The 19,378-nt window shown below is 41.0% G+C and carries 19 protein-coding genes and 1 pseudogene; 10 read left to right on the top strand and 10 right to left on the bottom strand.

Translation table 11 applies throughout. From position 1 onward, the window contains the following. Nucleotides 1-24: 24 nt before the first annotated feature. Nucleotides 25-1,776, bottom strand: a complete 1,752-nt coding sequence (locus AC1DVB_RS03755; protein ID WP_477588210.1) for a glycoside hydrolase family 13 protein — start codon at nt 1,774-1,776, stop codon at nt 25-27. Nucleotides 1,777-2,131: 355 nt separating this feature from the next. On the opposite strand from AC1DVB_RS03755, the gene AC1DVB_RS03750 reads away from it, so the two are divergent. The 4 genes from AC1DVB_RS03750 (at nt 2,132) to AC1DVB_RS03735 (ending at nt 8,175) form a co-directional block, all read left to right on the top strand. Beyond that, nucleotides 2,132-3,388: an extracellular solute-binding protein gene (locus AC1DVB_RS03750; protein WP_230136699.1), complete on the top strand. Its 1,257-nt coding sequence runs from the start codon at nt 2,132-2,134 to the stop codon at nt 3,386-3,388. 150 nt (nt 3,389-3,538) lie between these two features. Then, the gene (locus AC1DVB_RS03745; protein ID WP_477588208.1) at nt 3,539-5,074 is read left to right on the top strand and encodes an alpha-amylase family glycosyl hydrolase; all 1,536 of its coding nucleotides are present in this window, start codon (nt 3,539-3,541) and stop codon (nt 5,072-5,074) included. 79 nt (nt 5,075-5,153) lie between these two features. After that, the gene (locus AC1DVB_RS03740) at nt 5,154-6,803 is read left to right on the top strand and encodes a glycoside hydrolase family 13 protein (RefSeq protein WP_230134927.1); all 1,650 of its coding nucleotides are present in this window, start codon (nt 5,154-5,156) and stop codon (nt 6,801-6,803) included. Nucleotides 6,804-7,131: 328 nt separating this feature from the next. Then, nucleotides 7,132-8,175: a LacI family DNA-binding transcriptional regulator gene (locus AC1DVB_RS03735; protein WP_095678187.1), complete on the top strand. Its 1,044-nt coding sequence runs from the start codon at nt 7,132-7,134 to the stop codon at nt 8,173-8,175. Between the two features lie 37 nt (nt 8,176-8,212). Here the strand turns inward: AC1DVB_RS03735 and AC1DVB_RS03730 are convergent, their stop codons facing one another. The 5 genes from AC1DVB_RS03730 to AC1DVB_RS03710 all read right to left on the bottom strand — a co-directional run bounded on the left by AC1DVB_RS03730 (nt 8,213) and on the right by AC1DVB_RS03710 (nt 11,900). Then, nucleotides 8,213-8,992: an MBL fold metallo-hydrolase gene (locus tag AC1DVB_RS03730; RefSeq protein WP_477588238.1), complete on the bottom strand. Its 780-nt coding sequence runs from the start codon at nt 8,990-8,992 to the stop codon at nt 8,213-8,215. Nucleotides 8,993-9,122: 130 nt separating this feature from the next. Then, nucleotides 9,123-9,998, bottom strand: a complete 876-nt coding sequence (locus AC1DVB_RS03725) for an SDR family oxidoreductase (RefSeq protein ID WP_057275836.1) — start codon at nt 9,996-9,998, stop codon at nt 9,123-9,125. Between the two features lie 239 nt (nt 9,999-10,237). Beyond that, the gene (locus tag AC1DVB_RS03720; RefSeq protein WP_034314577.1) at nt 10,238-10,729 is read right to left on the bottom strand and encodes a YajQ family cyclic di-GMP-binding protein; all 492 of its coding nucleotides are present in this window, start codon (nt 10,727-10,729) and stop codon (nt 10,238-10,240) included. A 104-nt stretch (nt 10,730-10,833) separates the two neighbouring features. Then, nucleotides 10,834-10,965, bottom strand: coding sequence for a DUF3941 domain-containing protein (locus AC1DVB_RS03715; RefSeq protein ID WP_082196697.1), 132 nt, complete (start codon nt 10,963-10,965; stop codon nt 10,834-10,836). A 68-nt stretch (nt 10,966-11,033) separates the two neighbouring features. Next, the gene (locus tag AC1DVB_RS03710) at nt 11,034-11,900 is read right to left on the bottom strand and encodes a DegV family protein (protein ID WP_057275838.1); all 867 of its coding nucleotides are present in this window, start codon (nt 11,898-11,900) and stop codon (nt 11,034-11,036) included. Nucleotides 11,901-12,056: 156 nt separating this feature from the next. Here AC1DVB_RS03710 and AC1DVB_RS03705 point away from each other — a divergent pair, with 156 nt between their 5' ends. Further along, nucleotides 12,057-12,899, top strand: coding sequence for a YitT family protein (locus AC1DVB_RS03705; RefSeq protein WP_034314573.1), 843 nt, complete (start codon nt 12,057-12,059; stop codon nt 12,897-12,899). Nucleotides 12,900-13,035: 136 nt separating this feature from the next. Beyond that, nucleotides 13,036-13,284, top strand: a pseudogene (locus AC1DVB_RS03700) (KGG domain-containing protein); the annotation flags it as partial. Nucleotides 13,285-13,333: 49 nt separating this feature from the next. Here AC1DVB_RS03700 and AC1DVB_RS03695 read toward each other — a convergent pair. The 3 genes from AC1DVB_RS03695 to AC1DVB_RS03685 all read right to left on the bottom strand — a co-directional run bounded on the left by AC1DVB_RS03695 (nt 13,334) and on the right by AC1DVB_RS03685 (nt 14,653). Beyond that, entirely contained in the window at nt 13,334-13,582 is a 249-nt protein-coding gene (locus AC1DVB_RS03695; RefSeq protein ID WP_057275840.1) for a DUF3813 domain-containing protein, read from the bottom strand. Next, nucleotides 13,582-13,734 (bottom strand): hypothetical protein, encoded by a 153-nt coding sequence (locus AC1DVB_RS03690; protein WP_164468789.1) that lies wholly within the window; start codon nt 13,732-13,734, stop codon nt 13,582-13,584. The genes AC1DVB_RS03695 and AC1DVB_RS03690 overlap by 1 nt, the downstream gene beginning before the upstream one ends. 103 nt (nt 13,735-13,837) lie before the next feature. Further along, a complete protein-coding gene (locus AC1DVB_RS03685; protein ID WP_328119581.1) occupies nt 13,838-14,653 on the bottom strand; it encodes a Cof-type HAD-IIB family hydrolase in 816 nt (271 codons plus the stop codon). 216 nt (nt 14,654-14,869) lie between these two features. Here AC1DVB_RS03685 and AC1DVB_RS03680 point away from each other — a divergent pair, with 216 nt between their 5' ends. The 3 genes from AC1DVB_RS03680 (at nt 14,870) to moaA (ending at nt 17,176) form a co-directional block, all read left to right on the top strand. After that, entirely contained in the window at nt 14,870-15,658 is a 789-nt protein-coding gene (locus AC1DVB_RS03680) for an alpha/beta fold hydrolase (RefSeq protein WP_057275842.1), read from the top strand. A gap of 88 nt (nt 15,659-15,746) precedes the next feature. Further along, nucleotides 15,747-16,055, top strand: a complete 309-nt coding sequence (locus AC1DVB_RS03675; protein ID WP_034314562.1) for a metal-sulfur cluster assembly factor — start codon at nt 15,747-15,749, stop codon at nt 16,053-16,055. A 107-nt stretch (nt 16,056-16,162) separates the two neighbouring features. Further along, on the top strand, nt 16,163-17,176 hold the full coding sequence (gene moaA, locus AC1DVB_RS03670; RefSeq protein ID WP_454862111.1) for a GTP 3',8-cyclase MoaA: 1,014 nt from the start codon (nt 16,163-16,165) through the stop codon (nt 17,174-17,176). A gap of 239 nt (nt 17,177-17,415) precedes the next feature. Here moaA and AC1DVB_RS03665 read toward each other — a convergent pair whose 3' ends face one another. Then, nucleotides 17,416-18,105, bottom strand: a complete 690-nt coding sequence (locus tag AC1DVB_RS03665) for a Crp/Fnr family transcriptional regulator (protein WP_034314560.1) — start codon at nt 18,103-18,105, stop codon at nt 17,416-17,418. Between the two features lie 232 nt (nt 18,106-18,337). On the opposite strand from AC1DVB_RS03665, the gene argC reads away from it, so the two are divergent. Then, nucleotides 18,338-19,375, top strand: a complete 1,038-nt coding sequence (argC, locus tag AC1DVB_RS03660; RefSeq protein WP_477588202.1) for an N-acetyl-gamma-glutamyl-phosphate reductase — start codon at nt 18,338-18,340, stop codon at nt 19,373-19,375. Nucleotides 19,376-19,378: the final 3 nt, after the last annotated feature.

The raw sequence follows: 19,378 nt of genomic DNA, 5'->3' as shown, positions 1-19,378 counted from the left end.
TATCAACGCCCCGTTTCCATTTGCCTAATGATTGATTGCGAGAATTTTATATTGATAACCACCCAATTCAAATTTGCCAACTTGTGTGGTTTCCTTCGTCCTTAAATCCGTTAGTGTACGTCCTTTCAAATCAACAGGAAGGGTAAAGGATTGCTTGACATCGGTCGGATTGATGAGGATCACGACAGAACGTTTTTCATTATACTTTTGGTAAGCCACGATATTTTCATTTCCGGCTGTATCAAGGAATTTAAACTCCCCGTCATTGGCAAGTAACCTTTCTTCTTTTCGCAAGCGGATCAATGCCTTAATTTCATTGAGTAGCTCGGTGTTTTGTTTTTCTTCTTCCCAGACCATGCATTTTCGGCATCCTGGATCCATGCCGCCGGTTAAGCCGATTTCATCTCCATAATAAATACAAGGGCTGCCATTGAATGTCAGCAGGATTGCGTGAATGAGCTTGGCTCTAGCTAGATCTTCCCCGCAATCCGTGAAAATCCGCGGTGTATCATGGCTTCCAAGAAGGTTGAATGTCACGTCAAAAACATTGGTAGGATAACTGTGATAGATGGCTGTCATTTCTTCAGTGAACTCGCGTGCATTGATGGTTTGTGAGGCGACCAGGCGAAAGACTTGGTTGGTGAAAGGGTAATTCATGACGGCATCGAACTGATCACCGCGAAGCCATGGCATGGAGTCATGCCAAATTTCCCCAAGAACATAAAGGTCAGGCTTTATATTTTTCACCGTTGTTCGAAATTCACGCCAGAATGGCTGATCGACTTCATTTGCGACATCGAGCCGCCAGGCGTCTATATCGAACTCCTTGATCCAATAAGCCGAGACTTCGAGCAGATATTCTTTCACCTCCGGATTTGCCGTATTCAATTTTGGCATCGATTCAAAAAAACCGAATGTTTCATAATTGGGCCTTTCCCCTCCCTTAAGAGGGAAGCTGTGAGGGTGGAACCAATCCTTATATTTCGATTTCTCCCCTTTTTCGAGTAAATCCTGGAAAGGGGGGAAATAGTAGCCGCYATGGTTAAAAACGGCATCCAGCATGACCCGTATATTCCGTTTATGGCATTCGGCTATTAGTGTTTTCAATGTTTCCTTCGTTCCGAATTGCGGATCGATACTCCGATAATCAATCGTATCGTATTTATGATTGGAGTAGGCATGGAAGATTGGCGTGAAATAAATTCCGTTGATGCCAAGATTCTCAAGATAATCCAAATGTTCAATGATTCCTTCGAAGTCCCCGCCAAAAAAATTATCCACCGCCGGTTCTTCACTTCCCCAGGGTTTCACACCTTCGGGGTCGTTGGCGGGGTTTCCGTTTGCGAATCGTTCAGGGAAAATTTGGTACCAAATTGTATCTTTGACCCATTCCGGTGCCCCGAAAACTTCATTTTGATGGAGATAGGGAATCGCAAAATAGCATCCGGGATCTCGGGGAGGCTCTTTGAAGAAGCCCTTTTCCGTGTAAATGGAGCATTCTTCTTCTGCCGATACTTTGAACCCATATCGAATTCTTCGGTAGGGAGGCTTCACATAGATATGCCAATAATCATAACGGGTATCGCTGCCCGACAGACTCATGGGAAGTTCCTCGTACTGCCATTGACCATTATTTGAAATGTAGGGATCCCCAAAAATCAATCCAACTAAGGAGATATCTTGTTTTTTCGTACGTAAGCGGATATGTAGGGTTTCAGTGTTGATAGGATAGCCGTAATTGTCATTAGGTCTATGGTGTATGGATGAAAATTCCATGAAAACCACTCCGATTCTATAAGTTTTGGGACTGTGAAAAAGGAAACTTCCGGCTGTTACGAGGAGGGTCTCTATGAAGTGGTACTAAGCCAGGTAAAGTGCTTTTTCATTTTGGTTATATACCCAATTTCAATTGAAAGAAGCACTTATTAACTAAAAAATAACAAAAATTGTTCATCACTACAAGGAAATAAATACGCCAAGGAAAATGTTGTAAAAATCAAAGCCGTTCATATAATGATAACAATAGCTTTGGTATCGCTTTCATCAGTTGGCTTTATTTGAAGTACTGAACTGAAAAACAGTATTATTTGGTGCTTTTGGACATGATAGAATAAACATTGCAAAAAGGAGAATGAAAGTGAAGAAGCTGATTTTTCATTTGTTCATGTCCATATTATTGATTGTTAGTGTAAGTGCTTGCGGATCCAGTTCAGATTTAGAAAATAAAGCAGTGAAAGAAAATAAGAAAAAAGAAGACGAAGCCAGCAATGAAGCGAAGCCGGAAAAACTGATCATTTGGGAGGAAGAGGGTAAAGCGGAGGCCCTAAAGCCGGTGATTGAAGCCTTTGAAAATGAATATGGAATCAAAGTTGAGCATGAAGAGCTTGAAATGGCTACCGAGATGTATGAACGACTTCGTCGAGATGGGCCAATCGGAAATGGAAAGGCACCGGATGTCGTAACTTTTTCCCATGAAAAGGTCGGGCAAATCGTGAAGGAAGGCTTAATTCAGGAAGTGAAGGTGAAAGATGAGGTATTGAATGCATTCATTGAACCTTCAATTAGGGGGGAGATATATCAAGATAAGGTTTTTGGATTGCCAAAGTCCGTAACCACCTCCGTCTTCATTTATAATAAAAAATTGATGGCTAAAGCTCCTGAGACGATGAATGACCTTTATAAAATGACGAAGGAATTAAGAAAGCGTAACGTGCATGGTTACTATGCCAAGTGGAATGATTTCCATGATTCGTATGGAGTAATGGCTGGAATGGGAGGTTATATATTTAAAGATAAGAATGGAAAGTTAGACCCTTCCGACATTGGTTTGAATAATAAGGGTTCCATAAAAGGGGCTGGGTACATCCAAAAATGGTATAGGGCGGGTTTGATTCCTAAAGGCGGYAAGGCAGGAATCGAGAAGTTGTTTTTACAAGGTAAATTGGCTTCCATCATGAGTGACGGGAACTCATTTACCGAGCGAAAGGATACAGGAATTGCCCCCATGCCAGAATTGCCCAATGGTCAGCCAATGAAAACGTTCATGGAAATCAAAGGCTGGCATGTAACAGCATTCACAAAACACCCTTATTGGTCTACGAAGTTAGTTGAATATTTGACTAATGATGATAATGCAATGAAGCGTTTCGATTTAACAGGGGAAATCCCACCTAATAAATCAATTAAACACAATGCCGCAATCAAAGAAAATGAAAGGGCACAAGCCTTAAGCATACAATTACAATACGCCGAACCCGTGCCGAATATTCCGGAAATGAATAAAGTATGGGGACCGATGAATTCAGCCATGGATGAAATGACCACTCAAAAAGCAAAACCAAAAAGGGCTTTGGATAAAGCGGTCAAGAAGATAAAAAAAGAACGTTAACCGTGTTCGGCTCTTTTCCAATTCAGTAACCATATCCAGTATCCCCAGTTTGTCCCTTAAGTGTAAAGTTTTTTATAAATTGGATTTGACGTTAAGGGGTCAAAAGGCTAATCTTAAAGGCGTAAAGAGATAGCTAGGAGGAGAACGGATATGAGAAAAAGAGCGTTATCACTCGCTTTAATTCCGCTGCTTCTTTTTTACGCCATTCCAGTAGGAGCAGCTGAAAAAGAACAACGAACTTGGAAGGATGAAATCGTATATTCATTATTGGTCGACAGATTTTTCGATGGGGATACCCAAAATAATGGAGATGCGAACGTGAATGATCCTTCCACGTTTAATGGCGGGGATTTCGAAGGTGTCACGAAGAAACTGAATTATTTAAAAGATATGGGTTATACCGCTATCATCCTTTCACCGATTTTCGCTAATGATGCAAATGGTTATCATGGCGATTGGGTGGCCGATTTTTATAAAACGGATAAACACTATGGGACAATGGAAGAGTTTAAAAAACTCGTGAATGAGGCACATAAACGCGATATGAAGGTGATCATTGATTTTCAAGCAAATAATGTGGGGCCTGAATCCGCGTGGCTGACCGATCCAAAAAAACAAGATTGGTTCCATGAAGAAAAAAAGATTTCCAAGGACGGTAGCCAAACGGATTTGGAAACAGGGTGGGTTGATGGTCTTCCCGATTTGAATCAAGATAATGAGGAAACAAGGAAATATTTACTTGATGCTGCCAAATGGTGGATAACGGAAACCGATATTGATGGATACCGTATAAATAAAGTCCAATACGTAGCAAAAGATTTTTGGAAGGAATTTGTGGATGCAGTCAAATCTGAAAAATCAAATTTCTATACAATCGGCGATGTTCAAGGTGATGCGAAATTGATCTCAAGCTACAAGGAGACGGGCATCGATGCTTTTATGGCTTATCCGCAGAATGCTGAGCTACGTGAAGCATATGCTGCGCCCGATAAGGAATTGAAACCTGTTTTTAATGCGTTTGCAAAAAGCGAAGATGAATTAGGGGGCAATGCCCATCAGGCATTGTTCATGGACACACAGGAAATGCCCCGTTTTACAAAGGATGCAGCCGATCATAACGAAAATCCAGGCTCCAGATGGAGAATGGCTCTGTCGTATCTTTATACGATGCCAGGGGTGCCTATCGTATTTTATGGATCGGAAATTGCCTTAAATGGCGATATTGCCCCGGATAATCATAAGTTGATGAATTTTAAGACAGAACAGGAATTGGTGGAATATATAACAAAGCTTTCTGATCTCAGAGACATGTACCCAGCATTGGTAAAAGGGGATATGGAGCTTTTATATGAAGAAGGCGGAGCTTCCGTATTCAAGCGTGTGTATGGTGATGAAACGATCGTCGTCGCCATGAACAATACGACTGAAACTCAAACGATAAACCTTGCTGATAAGGAACTTGAAAGTAATAAAGAGTTGAGAGGTATGCTGAATGGGGATCTGGTCCGCAGTAAGGACAACAGCTACTCTATCGTAATCGACAGGGAGACGACAGAAGTCTATACGCTGTCACCTAAGTCGATTATTAATATTCCTTACCTGTTAGTCATAGGATTGGTTCTTCTCATTTTTGGTATATTCATTGCTTTGGTTATTAAACGTTCAAAACGGAATCAACCAAAATAATCATATACCTCTCGAATGTCGGTAGCCGCCAAACATTGTCCCTAAGGCTTTGTGGAAAACAGGATCGGGAGGTTACAGCATGAATAAGACCTGGTGGAAAGAAGCGGTTTGCTATCAAATTTACCCGCGCAGTTTCATGGATAGTAATGGTGATGGGGTCGGAGACATAAAAGGTTTGATTTCAAAGCTCGACTATCTGCAGGAATTAGGGATAGACGTCATTTGGATTTGTCCTTTTTATAAATCGCCCAATGCGGATAATGGCTACGATATTAGTGATTATCAAGCAGTTTCCGATGAATTCGGTTCAATCGAAGATATTGATCTGTTATTGAAAGATGTTCATGGGCGTGGGATGAAGGTGATACTCGACCTTGTTTTGAATCATACAAGTGATGAGCACCCCTGGTTCGTCGAGTCACGTTCTTCCCGCGATAATCCGAAACGGGATTGGTATATTTGGAGGGATGGTCAGGATGGCCGTGAGCCTAATAATTGGGAAAGCATCTTTTCCGGAAGTGCCTGGAAGTTCGATGAAAGGACCAATCAATACTATTTACATCTATTTGCCGAAAAGCAGCCGGACTTAAACTGGAAAAACACTGATGTGCGAAAGGCATTATATGAAATGGTCAATTGGTGGCTCGATAAGGGAATCGATGGCTTCCGGATTGATGCGATCACGCATATTCATAAGCGTGAAGGCCTTCCTGATATGCCCAATCCTTATTGGCATCAGTATGTACCTGCTTTTGAAATGCATACGAATCAGGACGGGATTCTGGATTACCTTCAGGAGTTGAAAGAAGAGACTTTCTCTAAGTATGATATCATGACGGTCGGTGAGGCCAATGGCGTCAGGATAGAGCAGGCGGAAGAATGGGTCGGGGAATCGAATGGGAAGTTCAATATGATCTTTCAATTTGAACATCTTGGTCTATGGAATAGGGGACAGAATCACGCTGTTGATGTTCAAGGGTTAAAGCGAACGATGACGAAATGGCAAAAGGGGCTGAAAAACAAAGGATGGAATGCTTTGTTTTTTGAAAATCATGACCAGCCGAGAAGTGTATCCACCTGGGGAAATGATCATCAATATTGGTTGGAAAGCGCAAAAATGATTGGGGCCCTTTACTTTTTCATGCAAGGGACACCTTTTATTTATCAAGGTCAGGAAATTGGCATGACAAATGTCCAATTTGATTCGATTGATGATTATGATGATGTCGGAATGAAAAACTTTTATAGGATAGAGACCTCGAAAGGGCGGCCACATGATGAGATCATGAACATTATATGGCATAGCGGCCGTGATAATTCACGAACACCGATGCAATGGAATGAGCTTGAAAATGGCGGATTCACTCATGGAACCCCTTGGATGAGGGTTAATCCAAATTATCGCGCCATTAATGTAGAACAGCAGAAAAATGACCCGTCATCCATTTATCATTTTTATAAAAAGATGATTGAACTTCGAAAAAAACATCAGGTCCTTGTTTATGGGGAATATGAGTTATTATGGGAAGATCACCCTGAACTTTATATTTATACAAGAAGTATGAATGAAAATTCAGTCATGGTAGTATGTAACTTTAGTATGAATCACCATCAAATCGACCTTTCTTATTGGGGGGGAATGGAACTCTTGCTGGCTAATTATGAGGATTGTCCTGAGGTGCCCCTTATTGATTTACGTCCATATGAAACGAGGATTTATCGTTATTGATTCTATGGACTTGATTGGGAATTAGCCTAAAACCTATGTAGTTAGTCGTCTGACTTCTTAATTTCCAATAGACCTGTCTTTTTTCAAGAAGCTGATCATCCATCAGCTTCTTTTTGAATTTTAAACTTAGGTTAAAAAACGGAAAAGTGAGTATTTTCTGAAAAATTAAACGAACATTAAAAAAAGTATGGATATAACTATTGAACTGAGTGTATTATGAATACATACAAAATGTATAAATATAAAACGAATATTAGAGAAGTGTTTATTGGTATTCACCTTTTTTTTAATGAAGTCAATAAAGGCTTAGAAAGGAGAGGGGAAATGCATGGCCATCACAATAAAAGATGTGGCACAGCTAGCGAATGTTGCTCCTTCAACAGTTTCTCGAGTGATTGCAAATAATCCTCGGATAAGTGAAAAAACAAAGGTAAGGGTACGTAAGGCGATGACTAAATTAGGATACCATCCAAACTTCATTGCACGTAGTCTTGCCAATCAATCGACCAGGATCATTGGCTTGGTAATGCCAAGTTCGTCAAATGATTATTATCAAAATCCCTTTTTTCCTACGATCCTCCAGGGTCTAAGTGAGGGGGCTCAGGAAAATCATTATTCCCTGTTGTTAAGCACGGGAAAAACAGAAGATGAAATCTACGAAGGAGTAGTGAATATGGTGCAGGGGGGGATGGTGGATGGAATAATCCTGATGTATTCAAGGATGAACGATCACATTCTGACCTATTTGAGGGAAAGGGATTTTCCATTTGTGATCATTGGGAAACCCTATGATTACATCGAGGAGATAACATATGTTGATAACGATAATGTCTTGGCTGCCGAACAGGCAACGGATTACCTCATAAAGCTAGGACATGAAAGGGTTGGATTCATCGGAGGTGATGAATCCCTCATGATGACCATTGATCGCTTATCAGGATATGAACGGGCATTGGAGAGGGCTGGAATCGATCGAAGGATGGAATATACCCTGCATGAAGATTTTTTGCATGAAGGGGGACAAGCTGCTGCAAAAAGGTTACTATCCATCGATGAACCACCTACCGCTTTGGTGGTCAGTGATGATCTCATGGCACTTGGCATCGTGCATTCACTTCGCGAAATGGGCGTGCGCACTCCTGAAGAAATGTCAATCGTCAGCTTCAATAACGTTCTTTTCTCTGAACTGTCATTACCAGCTCTGACCTCCGTAGATATTAATATTTTTGATTTGGGATATCAGGCCGCTAAGGGCATCATTCATATGCTGCAGACTGGAGATGCTCCTGCCGGGACCATCATTCCACACCATTTCGTGGAAAGGCATTCCTGCAGATCGATCAAGCAAGGTGCAATGGCCATGACTTTTTGAACGAGAGGGCATTGCGTAAAAGCAATGCCTTTCTTATCTAGAAATGTACACTGAAACTTTTGAATGCATGTACACCCGTTCCGTGTCTGACCAAATGATTCTCTTTAAGATATTGAATGGCTGCAAGGACTTCTTCAAGGATCTTTGGTTCGAGGCCTAGTTGGTTGTGAACGCCATAGATTTTGGAGACTGCCTTGATCTTTGCGATTTTTTCTAACGAATTAACAAGGTCTTCAGGGCTTGTCGAGGGATAAAAGGCATAAACGGGAGTATCTGAATAAAGCAGGTCGCCAGTAAATAAATAACCTGTTTCATCATCCAAAATTGAAATGTGGCCAGGCGAATGACCAGGTGTATGATAAATGCTTAAACTTCGGTTTCCAAGATCAATCGTGTCCCCGTCCGATAAAAGTCTATCGGGGTACCCCTGGTATGGCTTGTATGTATCAGGATTGAATGAATCGGGTATGGGTAATGTGATATCCCGGGCCATGTTCTTTCTTATTTGTTCCAAGGGCAAACCTTCAATGCCGTTAATCAGCCAATTGGCATCATCACCATGAACATAAATCGTTTCATAATCACCGTGACCGCCAATATGATCCGCATGAACGTGTGTGGTCAGAACGATGATCGGAAGATCGGTAAGCTGGTCTGTAATCCGCTTAATCGAATCGATGCCTAATCCTGTGTCGATTAACGCAGCCCGGGTCTCACCAAGTAATAAAAAGGAATGAACTTTCTCCCAATGACCATATTCACTGATTGCAAACGTTTTTGAGTCCAATCCCTGAACGGTGAACCATGGATCTACAATATTTTTCAAAAATGACTCCACTCCTTCCCAGTCATATATTCCGCGTTATCCGGAAATATCCTGCCTGAAAGAGTAAAAAGAGTGGATTTCAATTTATGAAATCCACTGCTTTTGGAAAAAAGGTAAGGCCTTATCCGTTAACAACGGTCCCGCCGTTTACATGGATGACTTGTCCGCTGACATAGGATGAATCATCACTTGCCAAATATACATAGGTTGGTGCCAATTCCTCAGGCTGACCTGCACGGCCCATTGGAGTATCCTGTCCGAATTTGGCAACATCCTCTTCGCCGAATGAGGCAGGAATCAGCGGTGTCCAGATCGGGCCTGGAGCCACACCGTTCACTCTGATGCCATCTTTTGAAATGGAGTTCGACAGGGCTCTTGTAAATGCAAGTATTGCACCTTTAGTTGAAGAGTAATCGATTAGTTTTGGGTTGCCCTGATAGGCTGTGATAGAGGTTGTATTAATGATGCTGCTTCCTTTTTTCAGGTGCTTCAATGCAGCTTTAGTTAAGTGGAACATCGAGAAAATATTCGTGCGGAACGTTTTTTCCAATTGTTCAGCTGAAATGTCCAGGATACTTGTCTGCACATGCTGTTCTCCGGCGTTGTTGACTAGAATGTCCAAACCGCCAAATTCATCAACCGTTTTTTTGACGACTTCCTGGCAGAAGGCTTCATCACCGATATCACCGGAAATGAGTAAACATTTCTGGCCTTCTTTTTCGATCAATTCTTTTGTCGCTTTGGCATCCTCGTGTTCATCCAAGTATGCAACTGTCACATTCGCTCCTTCTTTAGCGTAGTAAATGGCAACTGATTTTCCGATTCCGCTGTCTCCTCCCGTTATGATTGCCGTTTTACCTTTTAATTTGCCGCTTCCTTTGTAGGCAGCATTAACTGAATCAGGGTTCGGTTCCATTTTTGTTTCCAATCCAGGTTGATGCTGCTGATGTTGTGGTGGAAATCCTTGTTTGTTCTGATTTTGGTTTTGAGTAGTCAAGATATAAACGCCTCCCATTTAATGATCTACGCTTTTTCTATTCCTTCTTTTAGGAAAAAGAAAACATGGAAAAAATACCCATAAAAGTTTTTGTTTATGTGTTTTAACTGAAGGGAACATGACTAGTCTTTCCATGTTCCATGAAGGCGATTCATAAGAAAAAGAGGAGGATGAGCGCTGATGGAGGCAGTTGAAACAAATGAAAAAAGGCCCACCCAAAGCAGGTGAGGCCTTCATAATTAGCGGTAATTTAAGAATTGTACATCAATGGACAGATCAGCGCCCCGAATCGCGGAAATGATTCCTTGTAAATCATCCCGGTTCTTACCGGTAACCCGGATTTGATCATCCTGGATCTGGCTTTTCACTTTAAGGCCGCTATTTTTAATGATGGTATTGATCTTTTTTGCTTGCTCCTTATCGATGCCTTGAATTAACTTGGCCCGTTGGCGAACGGTCCCGCCAGAAGCTCCTTCCAATTTTCCATAATCCAGGTTCTTGACGGGTACGTCACGTTTAATGAGTTTACTGATGAGAACATCCTTCAGCTGTTCGAGCTTATATTCATCGTCGGATACCAAAACCAAGTCTTCTTTATCAATGGTGATGCTGCTTATGCTCCCTTTAAAATCATATCGTGTCTGTATTTCCTTCATAGCCATGGTAACTGCATTCGTTACCTCTGAAAAGTCTACTTTCGAAACAATATCAAATGAATTTTCCTTTGCCATCACTTACCTCCAGCAGGGTTTATTTCCTTTATTATAGAGAAAGTATGATAGGAAGACAACTATCTAAACGATAATTAAAAAAGCGAGGGGACAAGCCCCGCGCTTCATTTATGATCCGTTTTCTTCGAATAGGAGTGCTTACCTGCAGTAAGGTTTTCCTGATAAGCGATATTTTTTTCAGCATTTCTCGCTTGGTTATCTTTTGGCCTTTTATTGTCATCGGTTGTTTTGGACATAGTGAAAACTCCCTTCCATTATCTGATCAATATATATTGTTCACAATTATGGAAGGGAGTATGTATGTTTATGATTTCTCAGGGGTATCGTTTAAGAAGAAGAGGGCAATTGTGCCAGGGCCGGCATGCGCGCCGATGACGGAGCCAATTGTATGGATCATGAAGTCGGTTGTCCCGAATTCATTTTGGATGGCTTCCTTCCATTCCAGGGCCGTTGCTTCATCATCACCATGACTGATGGCAATCGTTTGGGTAGTTAAGTTTTTGCCTCTTTCGTGCATTAATTCGATTACACGTTTGATCAATTTCTTTTTGCCGCGTATCTTTTCAAGCGGAACAAGCTTCCCATCTTCAACATGCAATAACGGTTTAATGTTTAATAAACCGCCAACAAGGGCAGATGTCTTGGAGATGCGGCCGCCACGGGCCAGATATTCAAGGTTGTCTACAGTGAATAGATGCTCCATATGCCGGGTTTGGAATTCTATGGCAGCCAGGATTTCTTCTTTAGTGGCACCGTTTGCTGCCAGATCGGCTGCTTTCTTTACAATTAAACCGACGCCCATCGAAGCGCAATTCGTATTGACGATTTCAATGTCAACGTCAGGGTACTCTTCCTTCACCTGATTAAGAATCATGACTGCCGTTTGATATGTTCCTGATAACTCGGAGGAAAAGGCGATATATATCCCTTGTTTTTTCTCTTTGGCAAACTGTGTGAAAAGTTCTATAAAGTATTCTGGAGAAGCTTGCGATGTTTTCGGGGCTTTTCCTTCAAGCATCGCCTGATAGACTTCGTGAGAATTAATGGTAAGTAAATCTTCATAAGTTTCCCCGTCAAGATGGACTTGTAAAGGGATTAATGAAACATTGTTTTCCTTATAGAAAGACAACGGCAAATCACATGCACTATCTGCAAGAATTGTGATAGCCATAATACACCTGCTTTCTTTTTACAATTTTTAGAAAATGAGTGGTCACTCTACTTTTTAGTGTAGCACGTAACGGTAAAAATTCAATCTCTACGTAAATAGAATAAATAATTAAGGGTAAAAAGATAATAGAATAAGGGTGAAATGGAGGTTTTTAGGATGTACAGTGGTGAAATGAAGAAAATTATCATAGTTGTGGTCGGGGCATTGCTTAATGCCATCGCAATGAACTTTTTTCTAATACCGGCAAACGTATATGCAAGCGGATTTACCGGAGTGGCCCAGCTTCTATCGAGGATGATTGGATCTTTTGCTCCTATTAATGTATCGACAGGTATTCTCTTGCTTTTATTGAACATTCCAGTAACGATCATTGCTTGGCGGAAGGTAGGAAAGTCTTTCACTTTTTATAGTTTCCTCAGCGTTGCCTTGATGTCCTTCTTTATGGAAATCATTCCGATTACACGCTGGTCACCTGACATATTATTGAATGCGGTATTTGGCGGAGTCATAGCTGCAGTTGGTGTGGGGATCACCTTGAAATACGGTGCATCGACTGGCGGAATGGATATTATCGCCATGCTTCTTTCACGGAAGAAGGATAAACCTGTAGGGACTTATTTATTTCTTTTGAATGGCGTGATCATTGTAACGGCAGGTGCTGTTTATGGACCGGAAAAAGCTTTGTATACACTTGTTACCCTTTATACATCGACCCGTGTCGTGGACGCGATACATACACGTCATGAAAAGCTTACGGCAATGATCATTACAAAGAAAAGCGAAGAGCTTAAACAGGCAATCCATGCTAAATTAGTCCGCGGAATTACAAGGGTTCCCGCAAAAGGTGCATTCACTAACGAAACTAAGGAAATGTTATTGATTGTCATTACAAGGTATGAACTGTATGACCTTGAAAAGATCATCAAGGAAGTGGATCCACACGCATTCACAAACATCATAGAAACGTCAGGAATTGTTGGGACTTTCCGCAGGGAATGATATTAATGAAAAATCAAGGCCATTACACTTCTATTACAAAAGAAGGTATTTCGGCGTAATAAGTTTATTGCCTGTACAAAACGGCTAATTCTTATATTGTAGCGCCAATTTAAAATCTTATGAAGGATTGATTAAAATGGCTAACGACGAAAAAATGAGCAGGCAGGAAGCAGGCCGTAAAGGCGGGGAAGCCACTTCTAAAAATCACGACAAGGATTTTTACCGGGAAATTGGGCAAAAGGGCGGAGAAGCCACTTCGGATAATCATGATAAGGAATTCTATCAGGAAATTGGACAAAAGGGCGGGGAAGCCACTGCTGATTCCCATGGTAAAGATTTTTATAAAGAGATAGGTGAAAAAGGCGGTAAGGCACGAAATAACAATTGATGAAAAACAAAGCGAAAGCCTCCAGGAATCCCTGGAGGCTTTCACATTATTTAGAGTGATTTTCCAGCTCTTGCTGGAGTTCTCGCAATTGTTCTTTTTCAGCCTCGTTCGTATTGGCAAAGGCTGATGAAAGAGCGTTTTTAGCGATTTCCTCTGTCTTATGCTGGTCACCGTCATGCTCAGAGTGGAGAGCTTCTTCAACAAATTCCTCTGTCTTATGCTGGTCACCGTCATGCTCGGAGTGGAGAGCTTCTTCAACAAATTCTCTAGCCTTTTGGAATAATTTGTTTCCCATTAGAAGCCACCATAGCTTTGTTCAGACATAATTCTTAACCTGTCTTTTTCTGCCTCTTCAAACGTAGTGTGATAAGGGATTTTTTCGGCATGCCTGGCAACACTTTCTTTGCCCTGCTGTACAAATCGTTTAGATTTACTGCTTTTACCCATTCTTATCTCCTCCGATTCTGAGCGTTGTCGACAACGGAATAGATCTGTTGTCCATATTAGTTTGGCTTGAAAGTTGATAATTATGAAGGTAAAAAATGACGAATTAGGCTTTCATATTGAATTTTTCTTCGAGGAAGACGGCTATACCATCTTCTTCATTCGTCAATGTCGTCGTATTTGCTACCGTTTTTACTGGAGAGATCGCATTTCCCATGGCCACCCCGGTTCCCGCATATTCGAGCATTTCCAAATCATTATCTTCATCACCGAAAGCGATTATCCTGTTTCGAGGAATTTCCAGATAGTTGGATACGCGTTTTAGCCCTACGGCTTTACTTAACCCGCTTTTTATTATTTCGATGATATGAAAAGGCTCTGCCCAGCGGCGGTGATCGACCAATTCTGCATGGACATCGGATAGATGCTGGCGAATCTGCCCTACGAATTCACTATCTGTGTGAATCAGCATCGAAGTTGGGGAATCCTGAAGGTAATTGCGTAAATCACCTGTCTTCATGATCGGATTTCCTAGATTGAACATGTTCATTAACTTTTCATCATGATAATGGACATAAACTTCGTCCCGGACTTCAGCGATGATGTTATGATATGTAAACTGATCACACGCTTCGACAATTTCTTTCGCAACATTTATATCCAGTGGGGAGTGGTATACCCCCCAGCTTGTATGTAATGGGTGATGGACGAAAGCGCCATTGAAATTAACGATTGGTGTAGTCAGCCCCAGTTCCCGGTAATAAAGTTCACTTGAGCGAAAGGGGCGCCCGGTGGCGATCATAACCTCGTGTCCATCTTCTTTAAGTTTTAGGAGTGTTTTTTTAGTCCTTGAAGAAATTGTTTTGTTATCTGTAAGTAAAGTGCCATCAAGATCCAATACGATTAAATGTTTCTCAGTCATGTACACACCTTCTGTTCTTTTTGATTTCATTATATGCAAATATTGTTAAGCCTATTTTAAAGTAAATGTAAATCTTTTTCATTCTTTATGCATTCCTGTATGATATTACTATATTCAGGATTATGATAATTAAAGCGAAGCTCAGATTTGAAGGTAATAAACTCCATTTTGATAATGGATTGAAAAGACCGGAACAAATTATTCGGAGGGGTTAACTTGATAATAATTGAAAAAGAACGAATTGGACAAATTCCTGTCTTGCACTTAGGGAAACAAACCACTTTCAATCAGGAATTGCCGCTTATTATTTTTATACATGGTTTTCAAAGTGCAAAAGAACATAATCTCCACTATGCTTATTTATTGGCTGAAAAGGGGTTTCGTGTGCTTCTACCCGATGTGATTCATCATGGGGAAAGGGAAGCAGGTTTAAGTGATTCTCAAATGATGCCCCGTTTTTGGGAAATGGTTTTACAAACAATCCAGGATTTATCTTTGCTGAAGGATGATTTATTATCCCGAAAATTGATTGATCCCGACAGAATTGGCGTGGCAGGTACTTCAATGGGGGGAATAGTTACTAATGGGGCTCTGGCTGCATATGAATGGATTTCCGCCGGAGTCAGTTTAATGGGGAACCCATCATATGTCGCGTATGCAGAGCTCCAAATGGAGGAGATTAAGAAAAGGAAAGTTGATTTCCCAGTTACTGATGAGGAAGTTGCGAAGGTGATTCAACAGCTCAAGCCGTTTGATTTGAGTCTAAATCAGGATAAGCTTTGCGACCGACCGCTTCTTTTTTGGCATGGTGCCAAAGATCCGGTTGTACCTTATCAGCATGCATACCGTTTTTATGAGGGGGTCAAAGCAGGGTATGGCAAGGCGGATGAAAAAATTGATTTTATCCTTGATCCTAAGGCTGGGCATAAGGTCAGCAGAGAAGGAGTGCTTAAGACAGCGGACTGGTTCGCGAAACATTTACTGTCTGCTGTGCAAAATGCTTAAGTACTCAATCAAAATCTGTTATGATGCTTATACGGACATAATGATGAAACCGACAAACTAGAGATTTTCCATAAAAGGAGTGATTGAAGTGGATCAAGATACAAAAGACATTATTCTTGGAGCTTTGGAGCAGGTAATTGACCCTGAGCTTGGTATAGATATCGTTAATTTAGGCTTGGTATATGATGTGGATATGGATGAGGAAGGTCTGACCACCGTTACGATGACATTGACAGCAATGGGCTGTCCGATGGCTGGGACGATCGTCGATCAAGTTAAATTGGTTCTGGAAGATATCCCCGAGGTCAAGGAAACGGACGTGAAGATAGTCTGGAGTCCGCCATGGACGAAAGACAAAATGTCCAGATATGCTAAAATTGCATTAGGTATAAAATAATAACTCTGTAATAGAAATGAAAAGCCAGTCAAAAAAAGTGAACCCATTCAAGGAGCCACTTTTTATGGTCTGGTTTTTTTCTAATACTTTCGGCTAGGAGTGGTTAATTGAACAGTCAAATTAAAGATTCATTGGACAGGCCACTAAGGGATTTAAGGATTTCAGTCATAGATCGCTGTAACTTTCGCTGCCAGTATTGCATGCCTGCTGAAATTTTTCACGAGAATTTTCAGTTCCTGCCTAAAAGTGAGCTATTATCTTATGAGGAAATTGTAAGGCTTTCTAAAATCTTCGCAGGCTTAGGGGTAAAAAAACTAAGGTTGACTGGCGGGGAACCATTACTCCGAAGAGATCTTACCACTCTGATTTCAAATCTCGTTAAAATTGAAGGTATTGAAGATATTGGACTGACCACGAATGGGGTCTTCTTGAAAAAACATGCCGTAAATTTGAAGGAAGCTGGTTTGCAGAGGGTGAATATCAGCTTGGACAGCCTCGATGACGATCTTTTCAAGAAGATGAACGGCAGGGATATCGGCATAAAGCCCGTAATTGAAGGCATCACTACTGCTAAAGAAGCAGGGCTTGGCGTTAAAGTGAATATGGTAGTCAAAAAAGAAACCAATGAATCTCAAATCCTGCCGATGGCCCGATTTTGTAAAGATGAGGGCCTTCAATTACGCTATATAGAATTCATGGATGTCGGACATACAAATGGCTGGCAGTTAAAGAATGTCATTACGAAAAAAGAACTGCTTGCATTGCTCCAAACCGAATTCGATCTCGAACCAGTTGAAGAAGATTATTTTGGAGAGGTCGCAAAACGCTTCCGCTATAAGGGCACTACTGCAGAAGTAGGCTTCATTACCTCGGTTTCCGAGTCTTTTTGTTCAAGTTGTACACGTGCACGTCTTTCTGCTAATGGAAGTTTATATACATGCCTGTTTAATGGAAAGGGACATGACTTGAAGTCATTGCTCCGTTCAAACATGACCGATGAAGAATTGACAGGGTTCATCATTTCACTTTGGAACCGTAGGGACGACCGCTATTCGGATGAGCGTGCAGCGGGAACGGTGAAGAAACAGGAAAAAATCGAAATGTCATTCATTGGCGGATAATCCGTCCGAATGAAAAAAAAAGGGATGGCAGCTATGCCATCCCTTTTTTGTATAGTTGTCAGGATCTGATGCCGGTCAATGGCGAAATCCATGTTTATACTTTTTTTATGCATTTTTATTTAGGATACAGGTAATGAAAATGATTCAATGGTCCTAGGTATGGATTAGTCTGAAATAAATTCCATTCATTATTAAGATCATTAAGGCTTTATGTATTGCTGCTTTTTATGGGAAAGGATTCAATCGATTGTACAGATTTCTATTGGACAGTTTTCACAGTCGATTTCCTGTTTCAAATAGTCAAAGTCAAGAATCGTAATGCGGCCCTTTTTAATGGAGATGACATTGTTTTTCCTTAATTGAGCGAGCATTCGATTGACTACTTCGCGGGATGTGCCGCAAAAGTTGGCGAGTTCTTGGTTTGTAAAGGGAAGATTGATAACTTTGCCGTCTTCCGCTTCAGTGCCATAGCTATTTGATAAACGGATGAGGGTGGAGTAAAATGCACCTTTCTTACCGTGCAGGAGCATATCGCGGAATTTAGCCTGATTTTTACGGTTTTGAGCGGATAACCATGTCATCATCTCGACTGCGAGATGGCTATCGGAGGCRATTTTTTCTTCTAATGCTTCTTTGGAAATAACCGCGACAGTACCATCTTCCATCATTTTTGCATTCATCATATATTTAGGATTTTGAGAAAATAAGACTGTCTCCCCAACCAAATCATTCTCCGAACTAATGCGTATAGTTAATTCCCGACCGTCGGGGACAACCTTACTCACTTCTACTTTCCCATTTATAATGTAATACAAATCACTTGCTGGGGTGCTCTCATGAAAAAGGTAGCGCCCTTTTTCCATATGTTTAATTTGTTGTTTATTATCTAAAATTGCTTGCATCCGATTGGATAACGATAATTCATTCATGCATATGACCACCTTTCAGAAACCGTCATTACTCAATTACTACCTTTGATTTAAACGGAAAAAAACCTAGTAGTCAACAACTTTGGATAATTCTAGGAATTTTGGTGGATAATATTTCATTTAAAATTTATGTTTATAATTTTATAAAAATACATTTGATTTTATTTTTATTCAGTCTTATAATAATAGAATCAAAGATTGACAGGGACCTGAAATTATAGGAGATGGTTTTATGAACGTATCAATAGTAGGTGCAACGGGTTATGGAGGAATGGAACTAATAAGGTTTTTGAATAATCACCCGCAATTTAAAATAAAATCATTGCATACTTCATCCCAATTTGGTCGAAGTTTATATGAAGAAAATGCACATTTAATGCATATGAAAGATACTTTAGAAGAAATCGACCCAGAAGCGATTGCAAAAAAATCCGATATTGTATTTCTTGCAACTCCTTCGGGCGTTTCATCGCAATTGATTTCGGAATTTTCTGACCTCGGCATTAAAGTGATCGACCTATCAGGAGACCTTAGGCTTCAAACTCCAGGTGAATACGAAAACTGGTATAAAAAGCCGGCAGCGCCTCAGCATATTATTGAAGAAGCCGTATACGGATTGGCTGAATGGAATGCCGGAGCTATAAAAAAAGCGACGATCATTGCAAATCCTGGGTGCTACCCAACCGCATCACTATTAGGTCTTGCCCCTTTATTCACTGAAGGATTGGCCGGTGCGGATGCCGATGTGATCATCGATGCAAAATCCGGGGTTTCAGGGGCGGGTAAATCACCTTCCGCAGTCACCCATTTTAGTGAAATGAATGAGAACTTTAAGATATATAAGGTGAATCAACATCAACACATACCGGAAATCGAGCAACAGCTTGGGCGATGGTCATCAGGTTTACAGCCCATTTCCTTCAATACCCATCTTGTTCCAATGACAAGAGGGATTATGGCAACGATGTATATAAAGGTAAATCGGGAAACCTCAAATGTTGAATTAAAGGATTTGTACGAAACGGTTTACGAGAACCACCCATTTGTCCGGGTGCAGCCCCTTGATCGCTTTCCATCCACGAAACAGGTATACGGATCGAACTTTTGCGACATTGGCGTCGATTATGATGAAAGAACAGGTAAGGTAACGGTGGTTTCGGTTATTGATAATTTAGTGAAGGGTGCCGCAGGGCAGGCCATTCAAAATGCAAATATATTAATGGGACTAGAAGAAACGGCAGGACTATGGAACAGTCCGTTATATCCGTAAACT

The sequence above is a fragment of the Peribacillus sp. P4_D6 genome (genome assembly GCF_056401795.1).
Note: the sequence above shows the minus strand (reverse complement) of the source record. Positions and strands in the feature narration are given on the sequence as shown.